Below are 20,756 nucleotides of genomic sequence, written 5' to 3' on the forward strand. Positions count from 1 at the left end.
CGCCCGTGCGCTGGCTGGTGTTCGGGACCTACGAAGCCCAACGTCATCCCCGCGTCGCCGTGCTAATCGAAGGTCTGCGAGCGGCCGGCGACGCCGTCATCGAGCTCAACGCCCCGCTGGGGCTGGACACCGCCGGGCGGGTCGCGATGCTGCGCCAACCCTGGCGGCTGCCGCTGCTCGCGGTCAAGCTGGCCCGTTGCTGGGCTTCGCTGGCCTGGCGGGCCCGCCGCTTCCGCCGGCCCGGGAAGGTCGACGCGGTTCTGGTCGGGTATCTGGGGCACTTCGACGTACGGCTGGCCCGCCGGTTGTTTCCCGGTACCCCGATCGTGCTGGACCATCTCGTCTCGGCCGCTGGAACGGCCCGTGACCGCGGTCTCGCCACCGGCGGTGGGATCAAGGGTCGGTTGATGCGTGCGATCGACGACGGCGCGCTCGGCAGCGCCGACCTCGTCGTGGTGGACACCACCGAGCACGCGGCTGCGCTGCCCCCTGCGGCAGCCGACAAGGGTGTGGTCGCGCTGGTCGGCGCCGGACGGGAGTGGTTCGCCGCCCGACGGCCGGATGCCGCTGAGGTGTCCGGCCCGCTGCGGGCCATCTTCGTCGGTCTGTACACCCCGCTGCACGGCACGGCGGTGCTCGGGGCAGCTCTGGCCGACCTCGCGGCGGACGAGTCGGTCGAGGTCACCATGGTCGGCACCGGCCAGGAGTACGCCGAGTGCCGCGCCGCCGCAGCCGGCAACCCTCGGGTTACCTGGATCGACTGGGCCACCCCCGACGAGCTTCCGGCCCTGGTGGCCGGGCACCATGTGGCGCTGGGCATCTTCGGCACCACCGACAAGGCCCTCAACGTCGTGCCGACCAAGGTCTTCCAAGGGGCCGCCGCCGGCTGCGCCGTACTGACCTCGGACACTGCGCCGCAGCGGCGGGTGCTCGGCGAAGCGGCCATCCTGGTGCCACCTGGCGATTCGACGGCGATCGCGGCCGAACTTCGGTCGTTGGCCGCGGACCGGCCTGCGCTGCGCCGATGGCAGCAGGCCGCCGGCCGCCGGGCCGACGAGAGCTTCCAGGCTGCCGCGGTGACCGAGCCGGTCCGGCAGCGTGCCGGCAGCCTCACGACGGCCGACAGGGTGGCGGGCCGATGAGCGCTCCGGGCCGACCACCGTTGTCCCCGCGCGCGGCACTGCGCTGGGACATCGTCCGCCGGCAGATCGCGGCCCTGCAGCCGACGAACATCCTGGAACTGGGCTGCGGGCTCGGAGCCGTCGGCACCTACCTGGCCGGCGCAGCGCCGTACACTGCGGTCGAGCCGGACGATCAGAGCTTCGCCGTGGCACACCAGCGGATCACCCCGCATGGCGGAACGGTGATCCACGGCGATCACCGCAAGGCGCCGGCCGGCACGACGTACGACCTGGTCTGTGCGTTCGAGGTGCTGGAGCACATCGAGGACGATGCCGCCGCGCTCGCGGCCTGGCTCCCGTTGGTCCGTCCCGGTCGGCAGCTGCTGCTGTCGGTGCCGGCCGATCCGCACCGGTTCGGTCCGTCCGATGTGTTGGCCGGGCACTACCGGCGGTACACCGCCGACCAGTTGCACGAGGTCCTCACCGCTGCCGGTGCCGAGCAGATCAGGATCATCCACTACGCGTGGCCGCTGGGCTACATCCTTGACATCGTACGCGACCGACTCGCTGCCCGGCGCACCGCGACCGCGGCGGAGAGCGCGCAGGACCGGACACACACCTCGGGGCGGCTTTTCCAGCCACGCGGAGCGCTGGCCGGAACACTGATCAGGGCCGCCGTTGCGCCGTTCGCGGCGGTGCAGCGGCTGCGCCCGGGGCATGGGCCAGGGCTGGTCGCCGTGGCGACCCGCCCCGCCGTCTCAGCCTGATCTCAGGTGCCGGCGTCTGTCGGATCAGTCGACGGCCGGCAGCGCCGATCGGATGTCCGCGACCCGCAAGAGGCCGTACCGGCCCTCGGTGTCGACCACCGGCACCGACTCCGGCACCCATCCTTGACGCAGGTCGGTGCGGAAGAGGATCAGATCATCCGGTTGTGCCTGCGACAGCACGTCGGGACTCATCACCGCCGGTGGCAGATCCCAGTAGTAGGCGACCCACCGGGGGGTGCTGATGTTCATCACCCAGGCACGCTGCTGCTGGGGACCAGGGGCGTAGGCGTCGACCAGCCGGCCGGCGTCAGCTGGCTCGTAGACGTAGTCCCGGGCCGTCGGCCCCAGAGCTATCGCCCCGAAGGCGACCGACAGGCCGACCCCGGCCGCGATACCGGCGCTCGCCGACACCAGCGTCGGAACACGCCGCACGATGAGATCGAACAGGGCGCCCATCGCGACCACACCGGGAATGAGCACCGGGTAGGCCCAGTAGTCGTGGATGAACGACCCGTTGTTCAGCCCGATCACCCACGCCCCGACGAAGGCGAGCGTGACCAGCAGGTAGAACCGGGTCCGCCGGACGAACAGACCGGCGACGGCGGCGATCGGGAAAATCACCAGGTACCAGGTGGGCAGCAGCTCGGTCGCGTAGTCGCGCTGGCGGACCAGGAACTGTCGGGCGGTGAACCCCCCACCAGCCGTACGGAACTCGGTCTGGCTGGTCAGGTCCTCCATACCGCTGACCCCGACGATGAAGGCGAGGCTGACCAGGACGCCGAGCACCATGCTGGCTCCGACCGCGACGGTCACCCGGTCCAGCCGGCGGGCGGCAAACAACCACAGGCCGAGAACCGCCGCCAGGCCGATCCCTGGCCAGGACGCCAGGGTCGCGAGCAACGCGGTGACACAGGCACAGACCACCAGCCAACGCGGTGGATCGGCACGCTTGCGTAGTGCAACGATGGTGGCGGACATGGCCAGGATCAGCCCCATGTCGAACATCAGCGGGCTGTACAACCAGAAGAATCCGGTCGCCGCCATCGTCCCGACCGCGACAAGGGTGGGGATCCAGGCAATCGCAAATGCCCGGAGCAGTGCCGCAGCGGCCGGCACCACCAGGAGGCCAAGCAGGAACGGGCCGATCAGGATCTCGTACGCGCCACTACCCGGCAACAGACCGAAGGTGGCGTCGAGCATGTTCAGCAGCGGCGGATGATGTGCGTACGCCTGGTCGCTGTACGGCGACCAGTCGGCGCTGAACGACGAGCCAACCAGGCCCTTTTCCTGCAGATTGCGCAGGTGCAGCCCGTGCCGGGCGAAGATCCGCCCAACGTGGTTGTCGCCGAACGGCAGCGCCAGCTGCGGTATCCAGGTCGCCGCCACCACAGCGGTGATCGCGGCGACGCCGAACCAACCCCACCGATCGACCCGCTTGACCGTGGCTCCCCCCTCGGTGGGGGCCGGGCCCGGTTCCGTCGGGCTACCGGACCGGCCGGTCAACTGCTCCGGCGGATGCTTGTCGGAACCGTTCCCGGGCTGCTCACCGGGGTGGGCAAGTTGGTCGGCCGCACTGGAACCGGGCGAGGTCATCCGTCGGACCGCGATCGCACGATGAGGTCGGCGAGTAGCGCCACCGCCCCGATGATCAGCGCGGTCATCACGATCATGATGGTGTTCGTCGCGATCCTGACCGGGTTGGCCACGACGTCGTAGATCACCTTGCCGATACCGAGGGCGAGCAGCCACAGGGCCGGCGGCATCAGCACCTTGAGCGGGTTGAAGTACATCACCATCCGTAGGACCTGCAGGATGTAGCGGTAGGCGTCCTTGACGAAGTGGAACTTCGACGAGCCGGAGCGCTTGGCGTAGTCGATCGGCAGGTACCGGACCTCGTGCTGGTTGTGCAGGAACGCCATGGTGATGGTGGTGACGCAGGAGAAGCCGGGGGGCAGCAGACGCAGATACGGCAGGGCAACCTGCCGCCGGAACGCCCGTAGACCGGAGTTGAGGTCTGGAATCGACGTTCCGGTCAATCCTTCCGCCACCTTGCGGATGAGCCACTTCGCCGGGACCCGCAGCACCTTGTGCGTGCCCTGTTCGCTGGTCCGGGCACCGACCACCTGGTCGATGGCGGGTTCCTTTTCGAGCATCTGGACCAGTTCGGGGATCCGCTCGTTGGGGTACGTCATGTCCGCGTCGGTCCATACGACGATCTCGCCACGGGCCTGCTGGCTGCCGATCCGACGTGCGGTGCCGGAGCCGCCGTTGCGGTGGAACGGCATCAGCCGAAGATGCGGGAATCGCGTCTGGGCTTCCTGCAGAACCTGCAGGGTATGGTCGGTGGAAGCGTCGTCGATGGCCAGCAGCTCGTACTCGTAGCCACTGTTGTCCATCGCATCTGTGATCCGTTCGATCTCCCGGATTACGTGGTCTTGCTCGTTGTAGCAGGGAAGTACGATAGTCACGTCGAGGGGCTGGCCGGAATTGCCACGGCTGACCTCGCCGTTCGGCTCGGTCACCGGCCAAACACTCGTTCCTGGCCGTGCGAACCGGCTCGTCACCGTCATGCGAGTCTCCGAGGTCGTGGAGCGACATTGGCGGGAGTGTGCTTCCCGCTTCGCAATGCGTCATGATACCCGACCGGCCTGCTCTGACCTGCCTTTTGCCACCTCGCCGAGGTGGGGCACCTGACTGCGGCTACCCAGGGTGGATGGTGTGCGTGCACTCCGAATGAGATTCAGGTAACGCCCAGGTGTCCAGTCGGCGAAGGCGCGCCGACGACCGGGTAGCGGTCGAACCGAAGTAGGGCGCTCCCTCTCCGCAGGCGCGTTCACGAGCCAGCTGCGGTGGCCCGGCTGGACTGCCAGCGGCGCAGCGTGTCCTTGATCCGGTCGTTCTGTTCGTAGGTGCGGTCGAGTCCGGCGTACAGAGTGCCGAGGTCGTGGGCGATCCCGTTCGAGGAAGGCGGCGACCTCGCCGGAGTCCGGGCCGCCGCCGCGCCGGGTGACCGTCGGGAGGCGTCGGCGTGTTCGTGGCTGAACCTAAGTAGGGCGAAGTCAGCTGAGAACGCGTCGAGGTGAGGCTGACGCACGTCAAACGCGAGAATAACGTGCGTCAGCCTCACCTGATCATGGATCGACCCGCCACAGCCAGCGCAGGGCGTCCGGCAGCAGCACGCCGCTGTGGTTCGGGTGGTGGCCGCCGTCGCCGAGCACGAGCCGGAAGTCGTACCCCGCTTCCGCCAGCGCGGCCGCGACGCGCAGGTTGCTGGCGAGCCAGTTGTCCTCCGGCTCGTTCCAATTCAGGTCACGGTGCCCGGCCTGCAGGAAGATCCGCAACGGCTTGCCCGGGGTGTCCCTGATGAGCTCGGGGTAGGGGTTGCCGCCGGGCATCTGGACGAAGCTGGACAGGCAGCAGAGCACCCGGCGGAACCTGTCCGGGCGCAGCCAGGCAGCGGTAAAGGCACAGTTCCCGCCGCTGCTGATGCCACAGATCCCCCACTGCTCCGGGTCATCGGTGATCGGAAAGCGCTCCGTCACCTGCGGGACGATCTCGTTCAACAGCAGGTTGGCGTAGCGGTCGTCGAAAACGTCGTACTCGACGTTGCGCTGCCTGCGCCCACCGCCGCCAGCGCCAGGACCAGCACCGTCAACGCCAGCACCATCGTCAGGCAGAGCTCCGGGGTCGACGAAGAGGCCGACCGTGGGCGGGAGGTCGCCGTAGTGGATCAGGTTGTCCAGGACGATGCTGCCACGGACCTCGCCGGCCGGGTCCAGGTTCCACCAGCCGTCCTGGAACACCAACAGGGCAGCCGGGCGCGACGGGTCGTACCGCGCCGGCAGGTGCACCCAGAACTTCCGGAACGTACCCGGGTAGACGGCGCTGTCCGCCCAGTCGAACTCGATGGTCCGGCCGGCCGGCACGCCGGGCTGGCGTAGCGAGTCGGGGCCGTGCAGGTAGCGGACGTCGGACTGGTCGACCGGCAACGGCCGGAACGGCACCTGCACGGTGTTCAGGCGGTGGCCAGGGGTTCGAGGACGTCTCGGCCGCCGAGGTACGGCTGCAGTGCCTTCGGTACCCGTACCGAACCGTCCGGCTGCTGGTGGTTCTCCAGGATCGGGATCAGCCACCGGGTCGTGGCGAGCGTGCCGTTGAGGGTGGCCACCGGCTGGGTGCGGCCGTCGGTGTCGCGGTAGCGGATGTTCAGCCGGCGGGCCTGGAAGGTGGTGCAGTTCGACGTGGAGGTGACCTCGCGGTAGCGGCCCTGCGACGGCACCCACGCCTCGCAGTCGTACTTGCGGGCCGCGCTGGTGCCGAGGTCACCGGCGGCGACGTCGATCACCCGGTACGGGACCTCGACCTTGGCCAGCATCTCCTCCTCCCAGGCGAGCAGCCGCAGGTGCTCGTCGTGGGCCTGCTCCGGCGGGCAGAAGGAGAACATCTCCACCTTGTCGAACTGGTGCACCCGCAGGATGCCGCGCACGTCCCGGCCGTACGAGCCGGCTTCGCGTCGGAAGCACGACGACCAGCCGGCGTAGCGCACCGGGCCGTCGAGGGTCAGGATCTCGTTCGAGTGGTACGCCGCCAGCGGCACCTCGCTGGTGCCGACCAGGTACAGGTCGTCGGCTTCCAGCCGGTAGATCTCGCTGGCGTGCTCGCCGAGGAAGCCGGTGCCTTCCATCGACTCCGGCTTGACCAGCACCGGGGTGATCGTCGGGGTGAGGCCGTACTCGACGGCCTGGGCGATGGCCAGCTGCAGCAGACCGAGCTGCAGCAGCGCGCCGACGCCGGTCAGGTAGTAGAAGCGGCTGCCGGAGACCTTCGCGCCACGTTCGACGTCGATCGCGCCGAGCGCCTCACCGAGCGCCAGGTGGTCGCGGGGATTGTCGATGTCGGGGCGCTCACCGACCTCCCGCAGGACGACGTAGTCGTCCTCGCCGCCGGCCGGCGCGCCGGCCTCGATCAGGTTGGGGAAGGCCAACTGCGCCCGGCGCAGCGCCTGCTCAGCCTCGGTGGCGGCAGCCTCGGCCGCCTTCACCTGGGCCGACAACTCCTTGGTACGGGTCAGCAGCTCGGCCTTCTCGGCCGGGTCCGCCCGGGGCAGTCGCTTGCCGAGCTGCTTCTGCTCGGCGCGCAGCGCCTCGAAGGCCTGCACCGCCGCGCGGCGGGTCTCGTCGGCGGCGATCAGATCGTCCACCCGGGACTCGGACTCGCCGCGGGCACGCTGGCTGGCACGGAAGAGGTCCGGGTCGTCACGGAGCAGTCGGAGATCGATCACGGGAGTCAACGATACCGGCCCGCCGTATCGGCCCGCGCGCAGGTTTTCGGCCGGCTCACCAGCGGGACGTCCTCACCAGCGGGGTGTCTGATGCGGCGGGTTGTCCGGCCGGACGAACGGTGCGGTCGGCCCAACCGTCAGATCGGCGGGTGCACCCCCGCCCGGCTCCGGGCCGTCGTTGAGTGGCCGACGCCACGGCAGGTCGGTCGGGGCGGGCGCCGGATCGTCGGTCGTCGGTTGCCCGCTTTCCTCAGGCACCCGACCAGGTTCGACGCCGCCGTCGATGGCGGCACCGCCACTCCCAGTGGTGCCGCCACGGCCGGCCGTGGTCCGCCCGGCCAGGTACAGCGCCAGCAGCAGCGCGCCGACACCGACCAGGCCGGCGGTCACCGCCGTACCACGGCTGACCAGCACCTCCATCTCGGTGGGAACCTGCAGCGACGACCTGATCAGCTCGTCGCTGTTCAGCATCACCGTGACCAGCAGCGCGACCAGCCCGGCGCCGATGGTCAGCCCGGCGATCCGGGTGTCGGGGCGGTTGCGGTGGGAGCCGAACAGCGTCAGTGCCGCACAGACCAGCAACGCCAGCAGGCCGAGCAGGTACCCGGTGCCGAAAGTGCCGAGGTCGGCGAGCCGCACAGCGGCGGCGTAGGGACTGCCGGTTCCGACGTCGACCCCGGGGATCTCGAACGCCAGCCACTCACCGCCGAGCGAACCGGCAGCGGCGAGCACCCCGACGGCGGCGAGCAGCAGGATCGGCAGCTTGCCGCGGCCAGCCGGGCCGAACCGGGTTCCGGCAGCGGCGCGGGCCCGGTCGACGGTCGAGGCGGTGGCTGCGGTCGCGCCGGACAGCCGCTCACCGATGGCGGTCCACCTGCCGGACCCAGGACCCGGGCCGTCGGCCGGCGGGGTGGCGTCGCCGCCGAGCTCGATCACCGCCGGCTGGTCGGTCTGCGGGCGGGGCAGGGCGGGTTCCGCGCTGCGGCGGCTGTCGTCGGGCATCGGGTCCTAGCCTCCTCGGTGACCTTGCACGGGCATCGTCGCGTCGGGCATCGAGGTGAGCTAGCGTCATGCCCATGCCTATCCGTACCGCATCTGCCCGCTGGCAGGGCAATCTGACCGAGGGTTCTGGCACTATCCGCACCGGGAAGGGCGGGTACGAAGGGAACTACTCGTTCCGGTCCCGCTTCGAGGAGGGCGAGGGCACCAACCCCGAGGAGCTGATCGGCGCCGCCCACGCTGGCTGCTTCTCGATGGCGTTCTCGAAGGGTCTGGCGGACGCCGGGTTCACCCCGACGTCGGTGCAGACCACCGCAAGTGTGCACCTGGACAAGACAGACGCCGGGATGACCGTCACCCGGATCGACCTGGAGACGGTGGGCGAGGTGCCCGGCGTCGACCCGGAGACCTTCCAGAAGCTGGCCGAGGCGGCGAAGGCGAACTGCCCGATCTCCCGCCTGCTGTCGCCGGGTGCCGAGATCACCCTGAACGCCAGCCTCTCCGTCTGACCGCCCGCCCACGACGCCACCCTGACGATCCTGGGCTTGTCCGGCACCGTCGAACGATTTCGCGTTCGCCGATATCTGGACAAGCCCGGGGTCGATACCGGAGCAAGCCCGGTGACCGATACCCAAGCAGGCCCGGAAACGCCTCGGGGAGCCGGTGGTGCGGCAGAATGGACCGATGCCGGTCGACATGAGCCGCGAGCGCTTCGAGGAGCTGGTCGGGGAGGCGCTGGACGAGGTACCGGCGGAGCTGCTGCGGCTGATGAGCAACGTGGTGATCCTGGTCGAGGACGACACCCCGCCGGGCGAGCCGGAGCTGCTCGGTCTGTACGAGGGACACGCGCTCACCAGTCGGGGCTGGGACTACGCCGGCGTACTGCCGGACCGGATTCTCATCTTCCGGCACCCGATCCTGCGGATCTGCGCGACCGAGGCCGACGTGGTCGACGAGATCGCGATCACCGTGGTGCACGAGATCGCCCATCATTTCGGCATCGACGACGAACGGCTACACGACCTGGGCTGGGGTTGACCAAGGATGGTCCGGCCGGGCGATGACGTGCGGTTGCGCGGGTTACCTACCCTTCGGTCGATCAACCTGACCAGGAGGAACCCATGCGCAGTGCCCTGTTCTCCGCCGATCACCTGGAGAAGGAGTCCGCCCAGCCCGGGCTGCGGCTGCAGAACTCCAAACTGCTGAAGATCGAGCTCAACGGCGAGGCGATGGCCCGGACCGGTTCGATGGTCGCCTACCAGGGCCACGTGCAGTTCCAGGCACTCGGCTCCGGCGGTCTCGGCAACTTCATCAAGCAGAAGCTCACCGGCGAAGGCGTACCGCTGATGAAGCTGACCGGCCAGGGTGACGTGTTCCTCGCCAACGAGGCCGCCGACGTGCACCTGATCGACCTGGAGCCGGGCGACGCGCTGTCCATCAACGGCTCCAGCGTGCTGGCCTTCGACTCCACGCTGCAGTACGACATCCGGATGGTTCAGGGGATGGGCTTCGCCTCCTCCGCTGGCCTGTTCAACTGTGTCTTCACCGGGCAGGGCCGGCTCGCCATCACCACCAAGGGCACCCCGGTCGTGCTCTCCGTCGACCAGCCGACCTACGTCGACCCGCAGGCCGCCGTCTGCTGGTCGGCCGGCCTGCAGACCGGCTACCACCGGGCCGAGCAGTTGGGCATCGGTACGCTGCTGGGCCGGCGCACCGGGGAGGCGTTCACGATGAGCTTCGCCGGCCAGGGATTTGTGATCGTCCAGCCGTCCGAGGAGCCGCCGGTGCGCGGCGCCGGCCAGATGCCCCAGTAGTCCGATCTCAGTCCGGGCGGCTCGGTCCGGCTGGTTCGGTCCGGGCGGCTCAATCCGGGCTGGCTCAGTCCAGCTGGCCGGCGCGGACCCGGGCCAGCCAGGCGGCTGCCTGCGCGTACTCGTCGTCGTGCCGGCCGGCCGGCCCACCCGTGGTGCGGCCGCCGGCCGCCGGCGGCCAGTCGTGCCGTGGGTAGGAGCCGAGGAACCGCACGTCGGCACAGACCCGCCGGAGCCCGCGCAACGCGTCGCCGAGCCGGTCGTCGGCGACGTGCCCGGAGCAGTCGAGAAAGAAGGCGTACCGGCCGAGCGCCTCCCCGGTCGGTCGGGACTCGATCCGGGTGAGGTTGACCTCGCGGACGGCCAGCTCCATCAGCACCGCGAGCAGGGCACCGACCCGGTCGTGGGCGATGTAGACCGCCAGGGTGGTGATGTCGTCGCCGGTCGGGGTCGGCGGCGGGCCGGGGCGCTGGACCAGGACGAACCGGGTCACCGCGTCGGCGTGGTCGGCGATCTTGTCGGCCAGCACGGTCAGCCGGTGGGCGCTGGCGCCGATCGGCGCGCAGATCGCCGCGTCGTACTCACCGGCCGCCGCACCGACGGCCGCCGCACCGTTGGACAGTACGTCGGCCACGGCGGCGTTCGGGACCTGCCGGCGCAGCCAGGACCGGCACTGGGTGGACGCCTGTGGGTGGGCGGCGACGGTGCGGACCCGCTCGAGCGAGGTGCCGGCGGGTGCGGCCAGCACGAAGTCGACCGGCAGTACCACCTCCTGGGTGATCACCAGCGGCTGGCCGTTGGTCAACTCGTCGAAGGTGACGCCGACCGCTCCGCCGACCGAGTTCTCCAACGGCACCAGGGCCGCGTCGACGTTGCCGGCCCGGACCGCGTCGAGCGCCTCAGGCACGCTGCGGGCCGCAACCCGATCGCCCTGCCGGGCCGCCGGGATCGTCAGCAGGGCCTGCTCAGCGAAGGTGCCTTCGGGGCCGAGGAAGGCGAATCGGGTCGGCGCGGGGACGGACATGCCGGCCAGCTTACGGAGTGGTCGGCGGGATCGGCACCGACTCGCAGGCGAGCGTACGGATCCCGGCCGGCGCGCCGACCCGGACCGGGATGACGCAGACGTCCGTACCGGCGGTGACCAACGTGAACGAGGTCGGCGACCCTTCGGTGACCACCTGCAACGGCTCCCTGGACGGGATCTGCACCACGGTGTACTGCCAACTGCCGGCGCAGCGGGGTGCCACCGGCACACTGACCTGGACGCCGGCCGGTAGCAGCCCGTCGGTGCGGCGCAGCAGCGCCACCACCTGGGCGGCGGATGGCCGCCCGGCGCAGTCGACGGCGACGGCCACCGGGAAGCCGTCTGCCGGCGCGGAACGGCTCGGAGAGGCCGACGGCACACCGGACGCTGACGGTGTGGGCGTACCTGGCGGTGCGCTCGACGGTGGGCCGGTCAGTGCCGGCGCCGGCGCCGGGTCCGCCGTCGAAGCGTCGACCCCGGGCGGCCGACCGCAACCGGCGAGTATCGATATGCCGACCAGCGCCGCGCTGATCGGCAGCAGTCCACGACCGGGTGCCCGGCTGCGCCGGACGGGGTGCCGGCTGCCGGTCCGAAACCGTTGACGTGCGGACAGCACCAGCTCATGGTACGGCTGCGCCGGCGACCCGGTGACCGCTGCCGGTCAGCGTGGCCAGGGCTTCGGACAGCCGGACCGTCGGCACCAGCAGATAGTCCGTGTCGAAGGTCGAGAATGCCACGATGTTGACCCGGGCTTCGGCCAGCGGGCCGGCGAGCGACGCGAGGACCCCGGTCAGCGCGAGGTCCAGCGGGCCGACCACCCGCAGGCAGCGCCATGGCGTCTCGACTTTGGCGTCGGGCGGCACCCGGTCGGTGCGGCAGATCACCGACACCTCGTCCTCGGTCCAGGTCACCGAGACGACTCCGGCGGTGGGGCCGGCCAGGAACTCGGCCGGCAGCGAAGATCCGGCCGGTAGGCGGCAGACGGCGTACTCCGCTGGCAGCAGGTCCAGGTCGAGCATGAGGGCAGCGTACGGCAGAGGCGTCGACCGGCGGGCCGGTCATCCGGCCGAGTACGCGGTGGTGATCGGGGCGAAGAAGGTGAGCGACCCGGTCACCTTCTTGCCGATCCACACCGGGGTGGCGATCGCGTCCACGGTGCCGTCGCCCTGCGCGGTGGCCGCGTCACTGTCGACTCGCAGCAGGCCGCGGGCGAGCCGCCCGGAGCTGAGCGCGAGCAGCGGCGGGATCTTGTCCACCTCGGTCTCGTCGAGCTCGCCGCGTTGCGCGGTGAAATCGACCAGCCGCAGGCCGGCCAGCAGCGGCCGGCCTTCGATCTGGCCGGGTTCGCCGAGGCCGAGCAGGTCGCAGCAGGACCGGGAGATCGCGGCGACGGTCAGATCCTGGCGCAGGACGAGACACGGTTCCAGCGCGGTAGCGGCGGTGGCCACCCACAGCTGGAAGTTGTCCACGCGCATCGGCTCGATCGGCTCGCGGGCCTGGGGGACCAGCGGTTCCGAGATCGAGAGCTCGACGTGCGCCACCCGCGCCTCCCCTGACTCAACCGGACAACAGCAACGCTATCCGGTCTCTGGCGGGTCCGTCGACTGATGCCGAGCAGGCGCCGGATCGGACGGACCTGGATAGCGGGTGCAGTCGTCACAAGCTGGCCGGCAACGGGACGTACGCCACAGAGAGGTCGTCAGCGCCTTCGCCCCGAAGGCTACCGCCGGCTGGTTGGCTTGTCAGCGGCTGAACGGCCGGCCCCGTACCACCGGTAGTCGGTCGCCGAGCGGAACGGAGCGGTCAGCCAGGTCTCCGGATGCCGGGCCACCTGGAACAGCTTCTCGGCAGTGGCCGAACTGATCCGGGTGCCTCCGGCGATGAGCAGCCGGTCCAGCTCCCGGTGGGTGGTGACCATGCACTCCTTGGGCAGCCCGTACACGCTGATCACCCCGGAACCGACGAAGGTGAGCACCGGGGCGACCGGGATGGTGTGCCCGACCGCGGCCGACATCGCCTTGCTCGCCCGCTTGGCATCCCGGCGGGCCTCGGCGACGTACGTCGGTCGCTTGCCGTTGATCTGCACCACGTCACCGGCGACCAGGACCCGACTGCGGCCGTGGTCGACGACGGTGACCGCGAAGAGTCCGCTGGGCCCGATGGCCAGGAACCCGGCGCGCTCCTCGCGGCCGGCGGTCTCCAGCCCGAGCATCCGGTCCGGGCTGTCGGTACGCGGCCAGTGCACCACGTGCCAGGACGGGCCGAGCTGGTCCAGACGGTTCAGCGCGCGGGCGCCGGCCGCCTCGATCCGCTTGGCGCCGCGCTCGGCCCGACGGCGTCGGGCCCACTCCATCGGCGACGGCCGGATCGCCTCCAGCGTGCCAGGTGGGGACTCCTCCATGGCCCGTTCGTCCGCTCGGTGGGGCAGCGCCCGTTGGGCGGGCAGCACGCGGCGCTCATGGAAGACAGTCATCACGACCTCCGGCAAAGGTCCCCTGGACGATGGACTACCAACTACCGTACGTGGCGACACCGGTACTGAAGCAAGACGCCAGGCCGGAGTGAGTAGGGATGAATGCCCTATTCACCCCACGACTCTTTCAACAGATGGTGCCAAACGACTGCCATAGGCTGCGAGTGTGACGCACTACGTCGACAGTGAGGTTGGCCACCTCCGGGTGGTCATGCTGCACCGTCCGGGCAACGAACTGGCCCGGCTGACCCCCCGCAACAGCGGGGCCCTGCTCTTCGACGCGATCCCCTGGGTCGCCGGCGCCCAGGCCGAACACGACGCGTTCGCCGCCGTGCTGCGCGAGCGCGGCGTCGAGGTGCTCTACCTGGAACAACTGCTCGCCGAGACGCTCGCCGCCAGCCCGGCCCGCGCCGAGGCGGTGGCGACCGTACTGGCCGGCCGCCGGCTGGGTGAGACCCTGCGCGACCGGGTCGCCGAGCAGCTCGCCTACCTCGACCCGGCCGGGCTGGCCCGGGTGCTCGTCGCCGGCCTGGCCCGTGGCGAACTGCCCCGCCGCGACGACCGGCCGGCCGGGCTGGTGCATGCCCTGCTGCGCGAGCACGACTTCATCATCGACCCGCTGCCCAATCTGCTGTTCACCCGGGATTCATCGGTCTGGATCCGCGACCGGGTCGCGGTGACCAGCCTGGCGATGCGCGCCCGCCGCCGGGAGGGCCGGCTCACCGACCTGATCTACCGGCACCACCCCCGGTTCGCCGGGACCGAGCTGATCCACCGGCCCGACCAGGAACACGTCGAAGGCGGAGACGTGCTGCTGCTCGCCCCTGGCGTACTGGCCGTCGGCGTCGGCGAACGGACCACACCCGCCGGGGTGGAGCGGCTGGCCCGGCGGGTGCTCGGCGACGGGCTGGCCCACACCGTCCTGGTGGTGCCGATCACCCAACGGCGGGCGACCATGCACCTGGACACCATCTGCACGCTGGTCGACGTGGACGCGGTGCTGATGTACCCGCCGATGGCCGAGGAGCTCGCCGCGTACACGGTGATCCGTACCGCCTCGGGCGACCTGCAGGTCGCCGGACCCGCGCCGTTCCTGCGGGCCGCCGCCGACGCGATGGACGTCGACCGGCTCCGGCTGGTCGGCACCGGGCTGGACCCGGTCACCGCGGAACGGGAGCAGTGGGACGACGGAAACAACACCCTGGCGCTGGCCCCGGGGGTGTGTGTGGCGTACGAGCGGAACACGGCGACCAACTCGCAGCTGCGCCGGGCCGGGATCGAGGTGGTGACGATCCCCGGCGCCGAGCTCGGGTCCGGCCGGGGCGGTCCACGGTGCATGTCGGCACCGCTGGTCCGCGATCCGCTCCGGCCCGAGTGACCGGCCGCCGGGTCAGCGCAGCGTGAGCTGCCGGCCCAGCAGGCCCTGCCGGGACCGGCGGGCGGCCGCGTCGAGCGGATCGGTGACGCCGGCCGCCGCCGCGAGCCGCTCGGCGAACTCGGCCAACGGCTGCTCCCACTCGGCGGCCTCCGGCCCGGACGGCAGGTCCCACACCGGCACCAGCAGCCCGTGGGCCCGGAACATGCCGGCGAACCGGGTCTGCGGACCCATCGGCAGGTCACCGGCGGCGCTCAGCCGGGCCAGCGTGTCCAGCGTCCGGTCCTCGTCACCGGGCAGCACCCAGCGCACGTGCGCCCGCTCCCCCACCCGGCACCAGTACGCGGCGGGCGCCGCCGCCATCCGGGTCGTCGGATAGATGGACGCGTCGGCCCGCTCCAGGGAGGCCTGCACCGCCGGGTTGGCGGCCGCTTCGGGCTCCACCCAGAACGCGAAGCTGTCGTGCACCTGGACCGTCAGCGCCCCGTCGGCGAGCACGTCCTGCAGCCGGGGGCCGGGGCCGGGCAGCGGCGGCACCGGGACCGTGTCGCCCGGCTCGGTCTCCAGCGCGGCCAACAGCGCCGCCGCCAGGTCGCGGGAGACGTCCCCGGACTGGGCGTGCCGCTGAAGCCCGATCATGATCTGGCCGTCGGCCCGCACGACAGCCGGGGCCGCCATCGGCAGTACGGTGGCCAGCGTCACCGTCCGGTCGGCGTACTTGCCGGCCAGCTCGGGTTCGAGGGTCAGCGGCGCGGTGGCCGCCGGGACGAGCTCGCGCAGCGCGACCCAGTCCGGCTCGTCGGCCAGCCCGGCGAACGGCCGGGGCACGAATACGTCGCGGATCTTCTCCCGCTTGCCGCCGCTGGCGGCCCGGTCCTGCTTTCGGCGCTTGCCCACGGCCAGACAGCCTAGAGGAACCGGCCCGCCGCCGAGGGATCCGCCCGGGTCCAGGTGGGGCGCGACCCGGTGCCGGCTCGGCTCAGCCGGATTCCGGCTCGCCGATCTCGGCCCAGACGCAGCGGCCGGAGCCTGCGGGCTCGACCCCCCACCGGCGAGCCAGGGCGACGACGATGCCCAGGCCGCGGCCGTTGGGCGCGTCCGACGGGGCGGTCCGGACCTGCGGCACGTCCCCGGACCCGCCGTCGGTCACCCGCAGCAGGACCGTGCGGCTGTGCCGGCGCGGGGTCAGCTGCCAGGTCACCCGGATCATCCCGTCCGGCAGCGGCCGGGCGTGCCGTACGGCGTTGCCGACGAGTTCGGCCACGACCGTCATCACGTCGGACAGGAAGTCGGGGCAAATCCTGTCGGCCAACGTCCGGGCGAGCTGGTGACGGGCGAACCGGGCGCCGCTGGCATGGTGCGGTACCAGCACGCTCCATGCCCGTCCCGCCAGTGCCGAGGTCACGCCGCCTCCTCTCAGCTGCGGGGCAGCCGCACCTCGGCGACCGTACCCCCGCCGTCACGGGGCCGCAGGGACACCCAACCGTGCTGGCGCTCGACAATCTGTCGGACCAGGTAGAGGCCGAGTCCGGCACCGGGGTAACGGCGCTGGTCGCCCGATTCGCCCTGCCAGAACCGGTCGAACGCTCGTTCCACGTGTTCCGGACGTACCCCGATGCCGCGATCACTAATCCGCAAGGCCACCGAGCGTTCGTCGGCGATGGCGGTGACCTCGATCGGGCTGCCCGATGGCGAGTACTTGTCGGCGTTGGTGGCAAGTTCGGTGAGTACGGTGGTCAGGCTCGCCCGGTCTCCGGCCGCTTTCGGCAGGTCGTCTGGCAGCTCGACGGTGAGCCGCTGACGCAGTCCGGCGGGCAGATTCTCGACAGCGGCCCGTAGCGTCTCGACCAGATCGAACGGGGCGGACGGCGCGCCGACCGCCGGTCCCGAGTCATTGGCGGCGGAGAGCAGCCGGTCGACCAGTCGGGCCAGTTCGGTGGCCCGCTGCCCCAGCACCCGGGCGGCCTCCCGTCGGTCCCGGTCGGTCAACGACTCCCAGTGGTCGCTGAGGGTCTCCGCGTACCCTTTGATCACGGTGACCGGGGTGCGCAGCTCGTGGCTGGTGACCGCGATGAACAGGTCGACGTCGTGGTCGCGGTGGTGCTGGTCGGTGATGTCCCGGAAGGTGACCACCCGGGAGGCGACGAAGCCCGGTAGCTCCCCGGAGGTGATCCGCAGCCACCGGCCGTCCGGCAGCTGATGGTCCACGACCTGTCCGGGGGGTGGCACCGGGAACGGGATCGGTCGGTGCAGCCGGTCCTGTGCGGTGCTGCCGGTGAGCCGCTCCGCCGCCGGGTTCCACAGCCGTACGCAGGACTCGTCGTCGACGATGGCCAGTCCGTCGGCGAGCGCGGCGACCACCGGCCCGTCGCCGTGCACCGGCAGCCCGGTCTGGTCGCCGTACAGGTGGGCGATGCAGGACGCCAGGTAGGCGATCAGCGTGTGATGGTCAGGGCCGGCGCTGCGGTCCGGATCCGGGTAGTAGGCGTGCAGGCTGCCGATCAGCACCCCGCCGATCTCGGCGCGCGCGATCAGCATCCGGTGCAGTCCTCGGCCGGCGATCTGGTCGGCCAGGGCAGCGGTGAGCGCCGTCACCGGGAACTCGACGGTCCGCGGTCCGGTGAGCAGCCGGGCGGTGGTGGGTTCGTCGAGGTCGACGGGACGGCCGACCGACCACTCGGCGGCGCCGGTGGCGGCGATGATCCGTCCCCTGCGTGGCCCGTACTCGGCAAACGAGGTCCCGGCGGCGCCGAGTGCACGCTGCGCGAGCCGCAGCAGGTGGTGCAGGATCGGCAGCCCCGACTCACCGCTGTTGATCATGTCGAGGACGACGGTGTGTCCAGCGATCAGACTCGGATAGTCGGGGCGTTCCGGCATGCTTCGAGTCTGCCCGGTGCTGGCGGATTTGGGCAGTGCCGGGCCGCCGGTGCCGGGCAACTCGCGTCGGGCCGCCGGTCAGAGCACCCGGGGCGGTTCGCCGGACTCGCTCACCATCGCCCGGGAGTGCGCCGCCCAGTCCTGCATTCCGCCGGCGAGGTTACGGACGTTGTCCCAGCCGTGCTGGTTGAGGTAGGCGACGACCTGCCCGGACCGGCCGCCGGACCGGCACACCACCACCACGTCGCCCTCCTTCGGGATGTCGGCCAACCGGTGCGGGATCTCCATCATCGGCAGGTGGTGGGCGCCCGGCGCGTGCCCGGCGGACCATTCCTCGGGCTCGCGCACGTCGAGCAGGTACGCGTCGGCGGAGACGTCGGGGACGTCGACGGTGGGGATCGGTGATCCATGCATGCCGAACAGCCTATGGGACAGCCGGCTTCCGGCTATTCCTGGCCGGCCAGCACTGTCGGGTTGGCGAGGATGAACTCGGCGAGATTGTCGTTCTTGACCGCCTGGAACATGTCCTGGCTGAGCGGATCGATGTTCTCCCGGCCGGCGCTGTTGCCGTTGAAGCTGCCGCCGTTGGTCCGCAGCATGACCAGGTCGTTGGCGGCCACCCCACGCAGGGTGAAGACGAAGTCCGGCAGCGCCACCTTGCCGGTGTCCAGCACGAACGCCTTGCCGGCCGCGTCAATCAGCTCGTTGAGCTTGAGCGGGTTGGTCATCACCCCGCTGGCCATCGCCTTCTTGGCCATGGCCTTGATCAGCTTCTGCTGGTTCTTCTGCCGGTCGTAGTCGCCGTTGTCCAGCCCGTACCGCTGCCGGGAGAAGTCCAGCGCCTCCCAGCCCTGCATCTCGCGGCAGCCCTTCTTGTGCACGACCTGCTGCTTCTCCCCGCTGACCTTGGCAGCGTCGGAGTTCCACATCGGCTGGCCGTCGACCAGGGTCATGTGGATCGACGGGGTGTCCTCGTCGACGCAGAGCCGGACGCTGCCGAGGCTGTCGATGACCGACTTGAAGCCGCTGAAGTTGATGATCGCGGCGCCGTCGAAACTGACCCCGGTGAGGTTCTTGATCGTCTCCGCCATCAGCTGGGCGCCACCGGCGTGCCCGGCGCCGTTCTGCGCGCCGTGGAAGAACGCCTCGGTCGCCTTGCCGACCCCACCCGGCCACCCGCTCTTGTCGAACGGCGGGATCTCGACCTCGGTGTCCCGGGGGACGGAGATCAGGTACGCCTGGTCGTGGGTGGCGGGAATGTGCAGGATGATGATCGTGTCGGCCCGGGTGTCCGACTCTGCCCAGCTGCCCCGGTGGTCGATGCCGAGCAGCAACATGTCGATCGGGCCCTCGAGGCTGTCACCGCCCTCGGCGTCGGTCTTGCCGGCGACGCCGAGCAGGTTCGACTGCTCGATCCCACTGGTCGCCTGGGCGATCAGCCACTTGCTGCCGACGATCGTGGTGCCGCTGAGCATCATCAGCAGTGCGCCCAGCACGACCATGGTGCGGGCCCAGATCGGGTCCTTGCGGCGGGGCCGCCGGCCAGAGCCGCTGCGGCCGGAGCCCGGACCCGACCGGCCGCTCGACCGACGCCCGGCCGAGCCACGGGCGGCGAGCGGGTTCCCCGACTCGGTCGACGTCGAACGTCGACGGGTCTGGACCGGCATGCCTGCTCCTGGGGGGCGTAGACAATAGGGCGAGCCCACTGTACGGAAACTTGGTCGATTTATCGACCCTGCTCGGGTTTCAAATTTGTGTCGTATTGGCCAGTCACCGGCTGACGACCAACGATGTCCACTCAGTCACCGACCCCGGGCCGTCAGTCGCTTGCACCCGGGCTTGGCGTGACATTGGCCTGCACCCAGGCGGTCATCCGATCGGCCGCCATCGCCTGGTACATCGACAATGCCTGCTCCCGGTCGGAGACGACCACCGATTCGCCGTTGATCGTCTCGCTGCCGTTGTGCGGGCTGGTCAGGAAGTGCAGGTTCTCCCCCCGTAGCTTGCGGAACTGCAGTGCCATGTCGACCAGGGAGAAGCCCTGGTCGACCGTTACCGCCTGGGTCGTCGCCTTGAGAAACGCATTCAGTTTGACCGGGTTCGACAGTGTGCCCGAACTCACAGCCTTGTCCATCAGTGCGCGCAGGAACTCCTGCTGGTGACGCATACGCGCAAAGTCACCGTCCGGAAACTGTTTGCGTTGGCGAATCCAGTCCAGCGCCTCGGCACCGTTCATGTGATTGACGCCCTCGCTGAACTGACGGTACGGCTTGTGGATCGACGTCGTGTCCTGCTCGACGGTCAGGTCGACCCCGCCGAGCGCGTCGGTGACCTCGACGAAACCGGCGAAGTCGATCGCCATCACATGATTGATCCGCACGTCGGTGAAGCACTCCACGGTCCGTACCGCCAGCGGCATGCCGCCCCAGGCGAACGCGGCGTTGATCTTGGCCCGCTCGCCGGTCTCGCAGGCCGCAGCGGCGTCCGACGGAATCGGCACGTACAGGTCACGCGGGATCGACACCAGATAGGCGCGGTCGTGTGACGACGGAATGTGCATCACGATGATCGTGTCCGCCCGCCACTTGCCGGCCTGGTCGACCGGGGCGTCCGGATCCCGTGAGTCGGTGCCGATCAGCAGGATGTTCAGCGCGCCGTCCACCGCAGCCGGCGGCCGCCCCTGCGTGATCTGCGAGAACGGATCGGTCCGCCCCAGGTCCTGGTCCAGCCCACGGGCGTACGCCCAGAGCCCGCCGCTGGCGAACAGGGCCAGCACCACCAACGCCACCCCGCCGACCAGGGCGATGCGCCCCCAACGGGGCCGCGACCGGCGCGGCGGGGCACCGTACTGGTTGCCGCCACGACCGCCGACCGGCACCTGCGCCCGGCCGGTCGAGGACCCGTAGGCGGTGCCGGCCGGACCGGTCGTCCGGCCGGGGACCGTCCGGCCACCGTGGCGGCTGCTGACTGACCGGTCACCGTGTTGGTTGCTGGCTGACATGCCTCCAGCGTACGTACCGGGCGCTCG

Annotated in this window: 23 protein-coding genes; 6 read left to right on the forward strand and 17 right to left on the reverse strand. The window is 70.7% G+C overall.

Annotated features, from left to right (window positions below):
- The first annotated feature begins 5 nt into the window (after nucleotides 1–5).
- Together O7610_RS21160 and O7610_RS21165 are read left to right on the forward strand one after the other, a co-directional pair.
- Nucleotides 6–1,142 carry a glycosyltransferase gene (locus O7610_RS21160; RefSeq protein WP_281552243.1) on the forward strand — a complete coding sequence of 379 codons (1,137 nt, stop codon included), beginning with the start codon at nucleotides 6–8 and terminating at the stop codon, nucleotides 1,140–1,142.
- Nucleotides 1,139–1,888: a class I SAM-dependent methyltransferase gene (locus O7610_RS21165; protein ID WP_281552244.1), complete on the forward strand. Its 750-nt coding sequence runs from the start codon at nucleotides 1,139–1,141 to the stop codon at nucleotides 1,886–1,888. The genes O7610_RS21160 and O7610_RS21165 overlap by 4 nt, the downstream gene beginning before the upstream one ends.
- 24 nt (nucleotides 1,889–1,912) lie before the next feature.
- On the opposite strand, the gene O7610_RS21170 is transcribed toward O7610_RS21165, so the two are convergent.
- The 6 genes from O7610_RS21170 to O7610_RS21195 form a co-directional block, all read right to left on the reverse strand.
- On the reverse strand, nucleotides 1,913–3,481 hold the full coding sequence (locus O7610_RS21170) for a glycosyltransferase family protein (RefSeq protein ID WP_281552245.1): 1,569 nt from the start codon (nucleotides 3,479–3,481) through the stop codon (nucleotides 1,913–1,915).
- On the reverse strand, nucleotides 3,478–4,410 hold the full coding sequence (locus tag O7610_RS21175) for a glycosyltransferase family 2 protein (protein WP_289211683.1): 933 nt from the start codon (nucleotides 4,408–4,410) through the stop codon (nucleotides 3,478–3,480). Before O7610_RS21175 ends, O7610_RS21170 begins: the two co-directional genes overlap by 4 nt.
- Before the next feature lie 311 nt (nucleotides 4,411–4,721).
- Nucleotides 4,722–5,015: a hypothetical protein gene (locus tag O7610_RS21180; protein WP_281552247.1), complete on the reverse strand. Its 294-nt coding sequence runs from the start codon at nucleotides 5,013–5,015 to the stop codon at nucleotides 4,722–4,724.
- 4 nt (nucleotides 5,016–5,019) lie between these two features.
- Nucleotides 5,020–5,907, reverse strand: coding sequence for an alpha/beta hydrolase (locus O7610_RS21185; RefSeq protein WP_281555760.1), 888 nt, complete (start codon nucleotides 5,905–5,907; stop codon nucleotides 5,020–5,022).
- Complete coding sequence (gene serS / locus O7610_RS21190) at nucleotides 5,904–7,169, reverse strand: serine--tRNA ligase (RefSeq protein WP_289211684.1); 1,266 nt, start codon at nucleotides 7,167–7,169, stop codon at nucleotides 5,904–5,906. Before serS ends, O7610_RS21185 begins: the two co-directional genes overlap by 4 nt.
- Nucleotides 7,170–7,241: 72 nt before the next feature.
- Nucleotides 7,242–8,171 (reverse strand): hypothetical protein, encoded by a 930-nt coding sequence (locus O7610_RS21195; protein WP_289211685.1) that lies wholly within the window; start codon nucleotides 8,169–8,171, stop codon nucleotides 7,242–7,244.
- 74 nt (nucleotides 8,172–8,245) lie between these two features.
- Here O7610_RS21195 and O7610_RS21200 point away from each other — a divergent pair, with 74 nt between their 5' ends.
- The 3 genes from O7610_RS21200 (at nucleotide 8,246) to O7610_RS21210 (ending at nucleotide 9,982) form a co-directional block, all read left to right on the forward strand.
- Nucleotides 8,246–8,677 (forward strand): OsmC family protein, encoded by a 432-nt coding sequence (locus O7610_RS21200; RefSeq protein WP_123606752.1) that lies wholly within the window; start codon nucleotides 8,246–8,248, stop codon nucleotides 8,675–8,677.
- Between the two features lie 175 nt (nucleotides 8,678–8,852).
- Nucleotides 8,853–9,206: a metallopeptidase family protein gene (locus O7610_RS21205; RefSeq protein ID WP_281552250.1), complete on the forward strand. Its 354-nt coding sequence runs from the start codon at nucleotides 8,853–8,855 to the stop codon at nucleotides 9,204–9,206.
- 83 nt (nucleotides 9,207–9,289) lie between these two features.
- Nucleotides 9,290–9,982, forward strand: coding sequence for an AIM24 family protein (locus tag O7610_RS21210; RefSeq protein ID WP_281552251.1), 693 nt, complete (start codon nucleotides 9,290–9,292; stop codon nucleotides 9,980–9,982).
- A gap of 64 nt (nucleotides 9,983–10,046) precedes the next feature.
- On the opposite strand, the gene pheA is transcribed toward O7610_RS21210, so the two are convergent.
- From pheA to O7610_RS21235, 5 genes are all read right to left on the reverse strand, one after another.
- On the reverse strand, nucleotides 10,047–11,003 hold the full coding sequence (pheA, locus tag O7610_RS21215) for a prephenate dehydratase (RefSeq protein ID WP_281552252.1): 957 nt from the start codon (nucleotides 11,001–11,003) through the stop codon (nucleotides 10,047–10,049).
- A 10-nt stretch (nucleotides 11,004–11,013) separates the two neighbouring features.
- On the reverse strand, nucleotides 11,014–11,619 hold the full coding sequence (locus tag O7610_RS21220; protein ID WP_348650031.1) for a hypothetical protein: 606 nt from the start codon (nucleotides 11,617–11,619) through the stop codon (nucleotides 11,014–11,016).
- Nucleotides 11,620–11,623: 4 nt separating this feature from the next.
- Nucleotides 11,624–12,022, reverse strand: a complete 399-nt coding sequence (locus O7610_RS21225; protein WP_281552253.1) for an ACT domain-containing protein — start codon at nucleotides 12,020–12,022, stop codon at nucleotides 11,624–11,626.
- Between the two features lie 39 nt (nucleotides 12,023–12,061).
- A complete protein-coding gene (locus O7610_RS21230) occupies nucleotides 12,062–12,544 on the reverse strand; it encodes a hypothetical protein (protein ID WP_281552254.1) in 483 nt (160 codons plus the stop codon).
- Between the two features lie 179 nt (nucleotides 12,545–12,723).
- Nucleotides 12,724–13,476, reverse strand: a complete 753-nt coding sequence (locus tag O7610_RS21235) for a hypothetical protein (RefSeq protein ID WP_281552255.1) — start codon at nucleotides 13,474–13,476, stop codon at nucleotides 12,724–12,726.
- 166 nt (nucleotides 13,477–13,642) lie between these two features.
- Between O7610_RS21235 and O7610_RS21240 the strand changes: the two genes are divergently transcribed.
- Entirely contained in the window at nucleotides 13,643–14,854 is a 1,212-nt protein-coding gene (locus O7610_RS21240; protein ID WP_281552256.1) for an arginine deiminase, read from the forward strand.
- A 12-nt stretch (nucleotides 14,855–14,866) separates the two neighbouring features.
- On the opposite strand, the gene O7610_RS21245 is transcribed toward O7610_RS21240, so the two are convergent.
- From O7610_RS21245 to O7610_RS21270, 6 genes are all read right to left on the reverse strand, one after another.
- Complete coding sequence (locus tag O7610_RS21245; RefSeq protein WP_281552257.1) at nucleotides 14,867–15,748, reverse strand: DUF5926 family protein; 882 nt, start codon at nucleotides 15,746–15,748, stop codon at nucleotides 14,867–14,869.
- Nucleotides 15,749–15,830: 82 nt separating this feature from the next.
- Entirely contained in the window at nucleotides 15,831–16,256 is a 426-nt protein-coding gene (locus O7610_RS21250; protein ID WP_281552258.1) for an ATP-binding protein, read from the reverse strand.
- 11 nt (nucleotides 16,257–16,267) lie between these two features.
- Complete coding sequence (locus O7610_RS21255; protein WP_281552259.1) at nucleotides 16,268–17,728, reverse strand: sensor histidine kinase; 1,461 nt, start codon at nucleotides 17,726–17,728, stop codon at nucleotides 16,268–16,270.
- Nucleotides 17,729–17,806: 78 nt separating this feature from the next.
- Entirely contained in the window at nucleotides 17,807–18,142 is a 336-nt protein-coding gene (locus O7610_RS21260) for a rhodanese-like domain-containing protein (RefSeq protein ID WP_281552260.1), read from the reverse strand.
- Between the two features lie 32 nt (nucleotides 18,143–18,174).
- On the reverse strand, nucleotides 18,175–19,395 hold the full coding sequence (locus O7610_RS21265) for an LCP family protein (RefSeq protein WP_281552261.1): 1,221 nt from the start codon (nucleotides 19,393–19,395) through the stop codon (nucleotides 18,175–18,177).
- 152 nt (nucleotides 19,396–19,547) lie between these two features.
- Nucleotides 19,548–20,729, reverse strand: coding sequence for an LCP family glycopolymer transferase (locus O7610_RS21270; RefSeq protein WP_281552262.1), 1,182 nt, complete (start codon nucleotides 20,727–20,729; stop codon nucleotides 19,548–19,550).
- Nucleotides 20,730–20,756: the final 27 nt, after the last annotated feature.

This window comes from Solwaraspora sp. WMMA2065, from assembly GCF_030345075.1.
Classification (GTDB): Bacteria; Actinomycetota; Actinomycetes; order Mycobacteriales; family Micromonosporaceae; genus Micromonospora_E.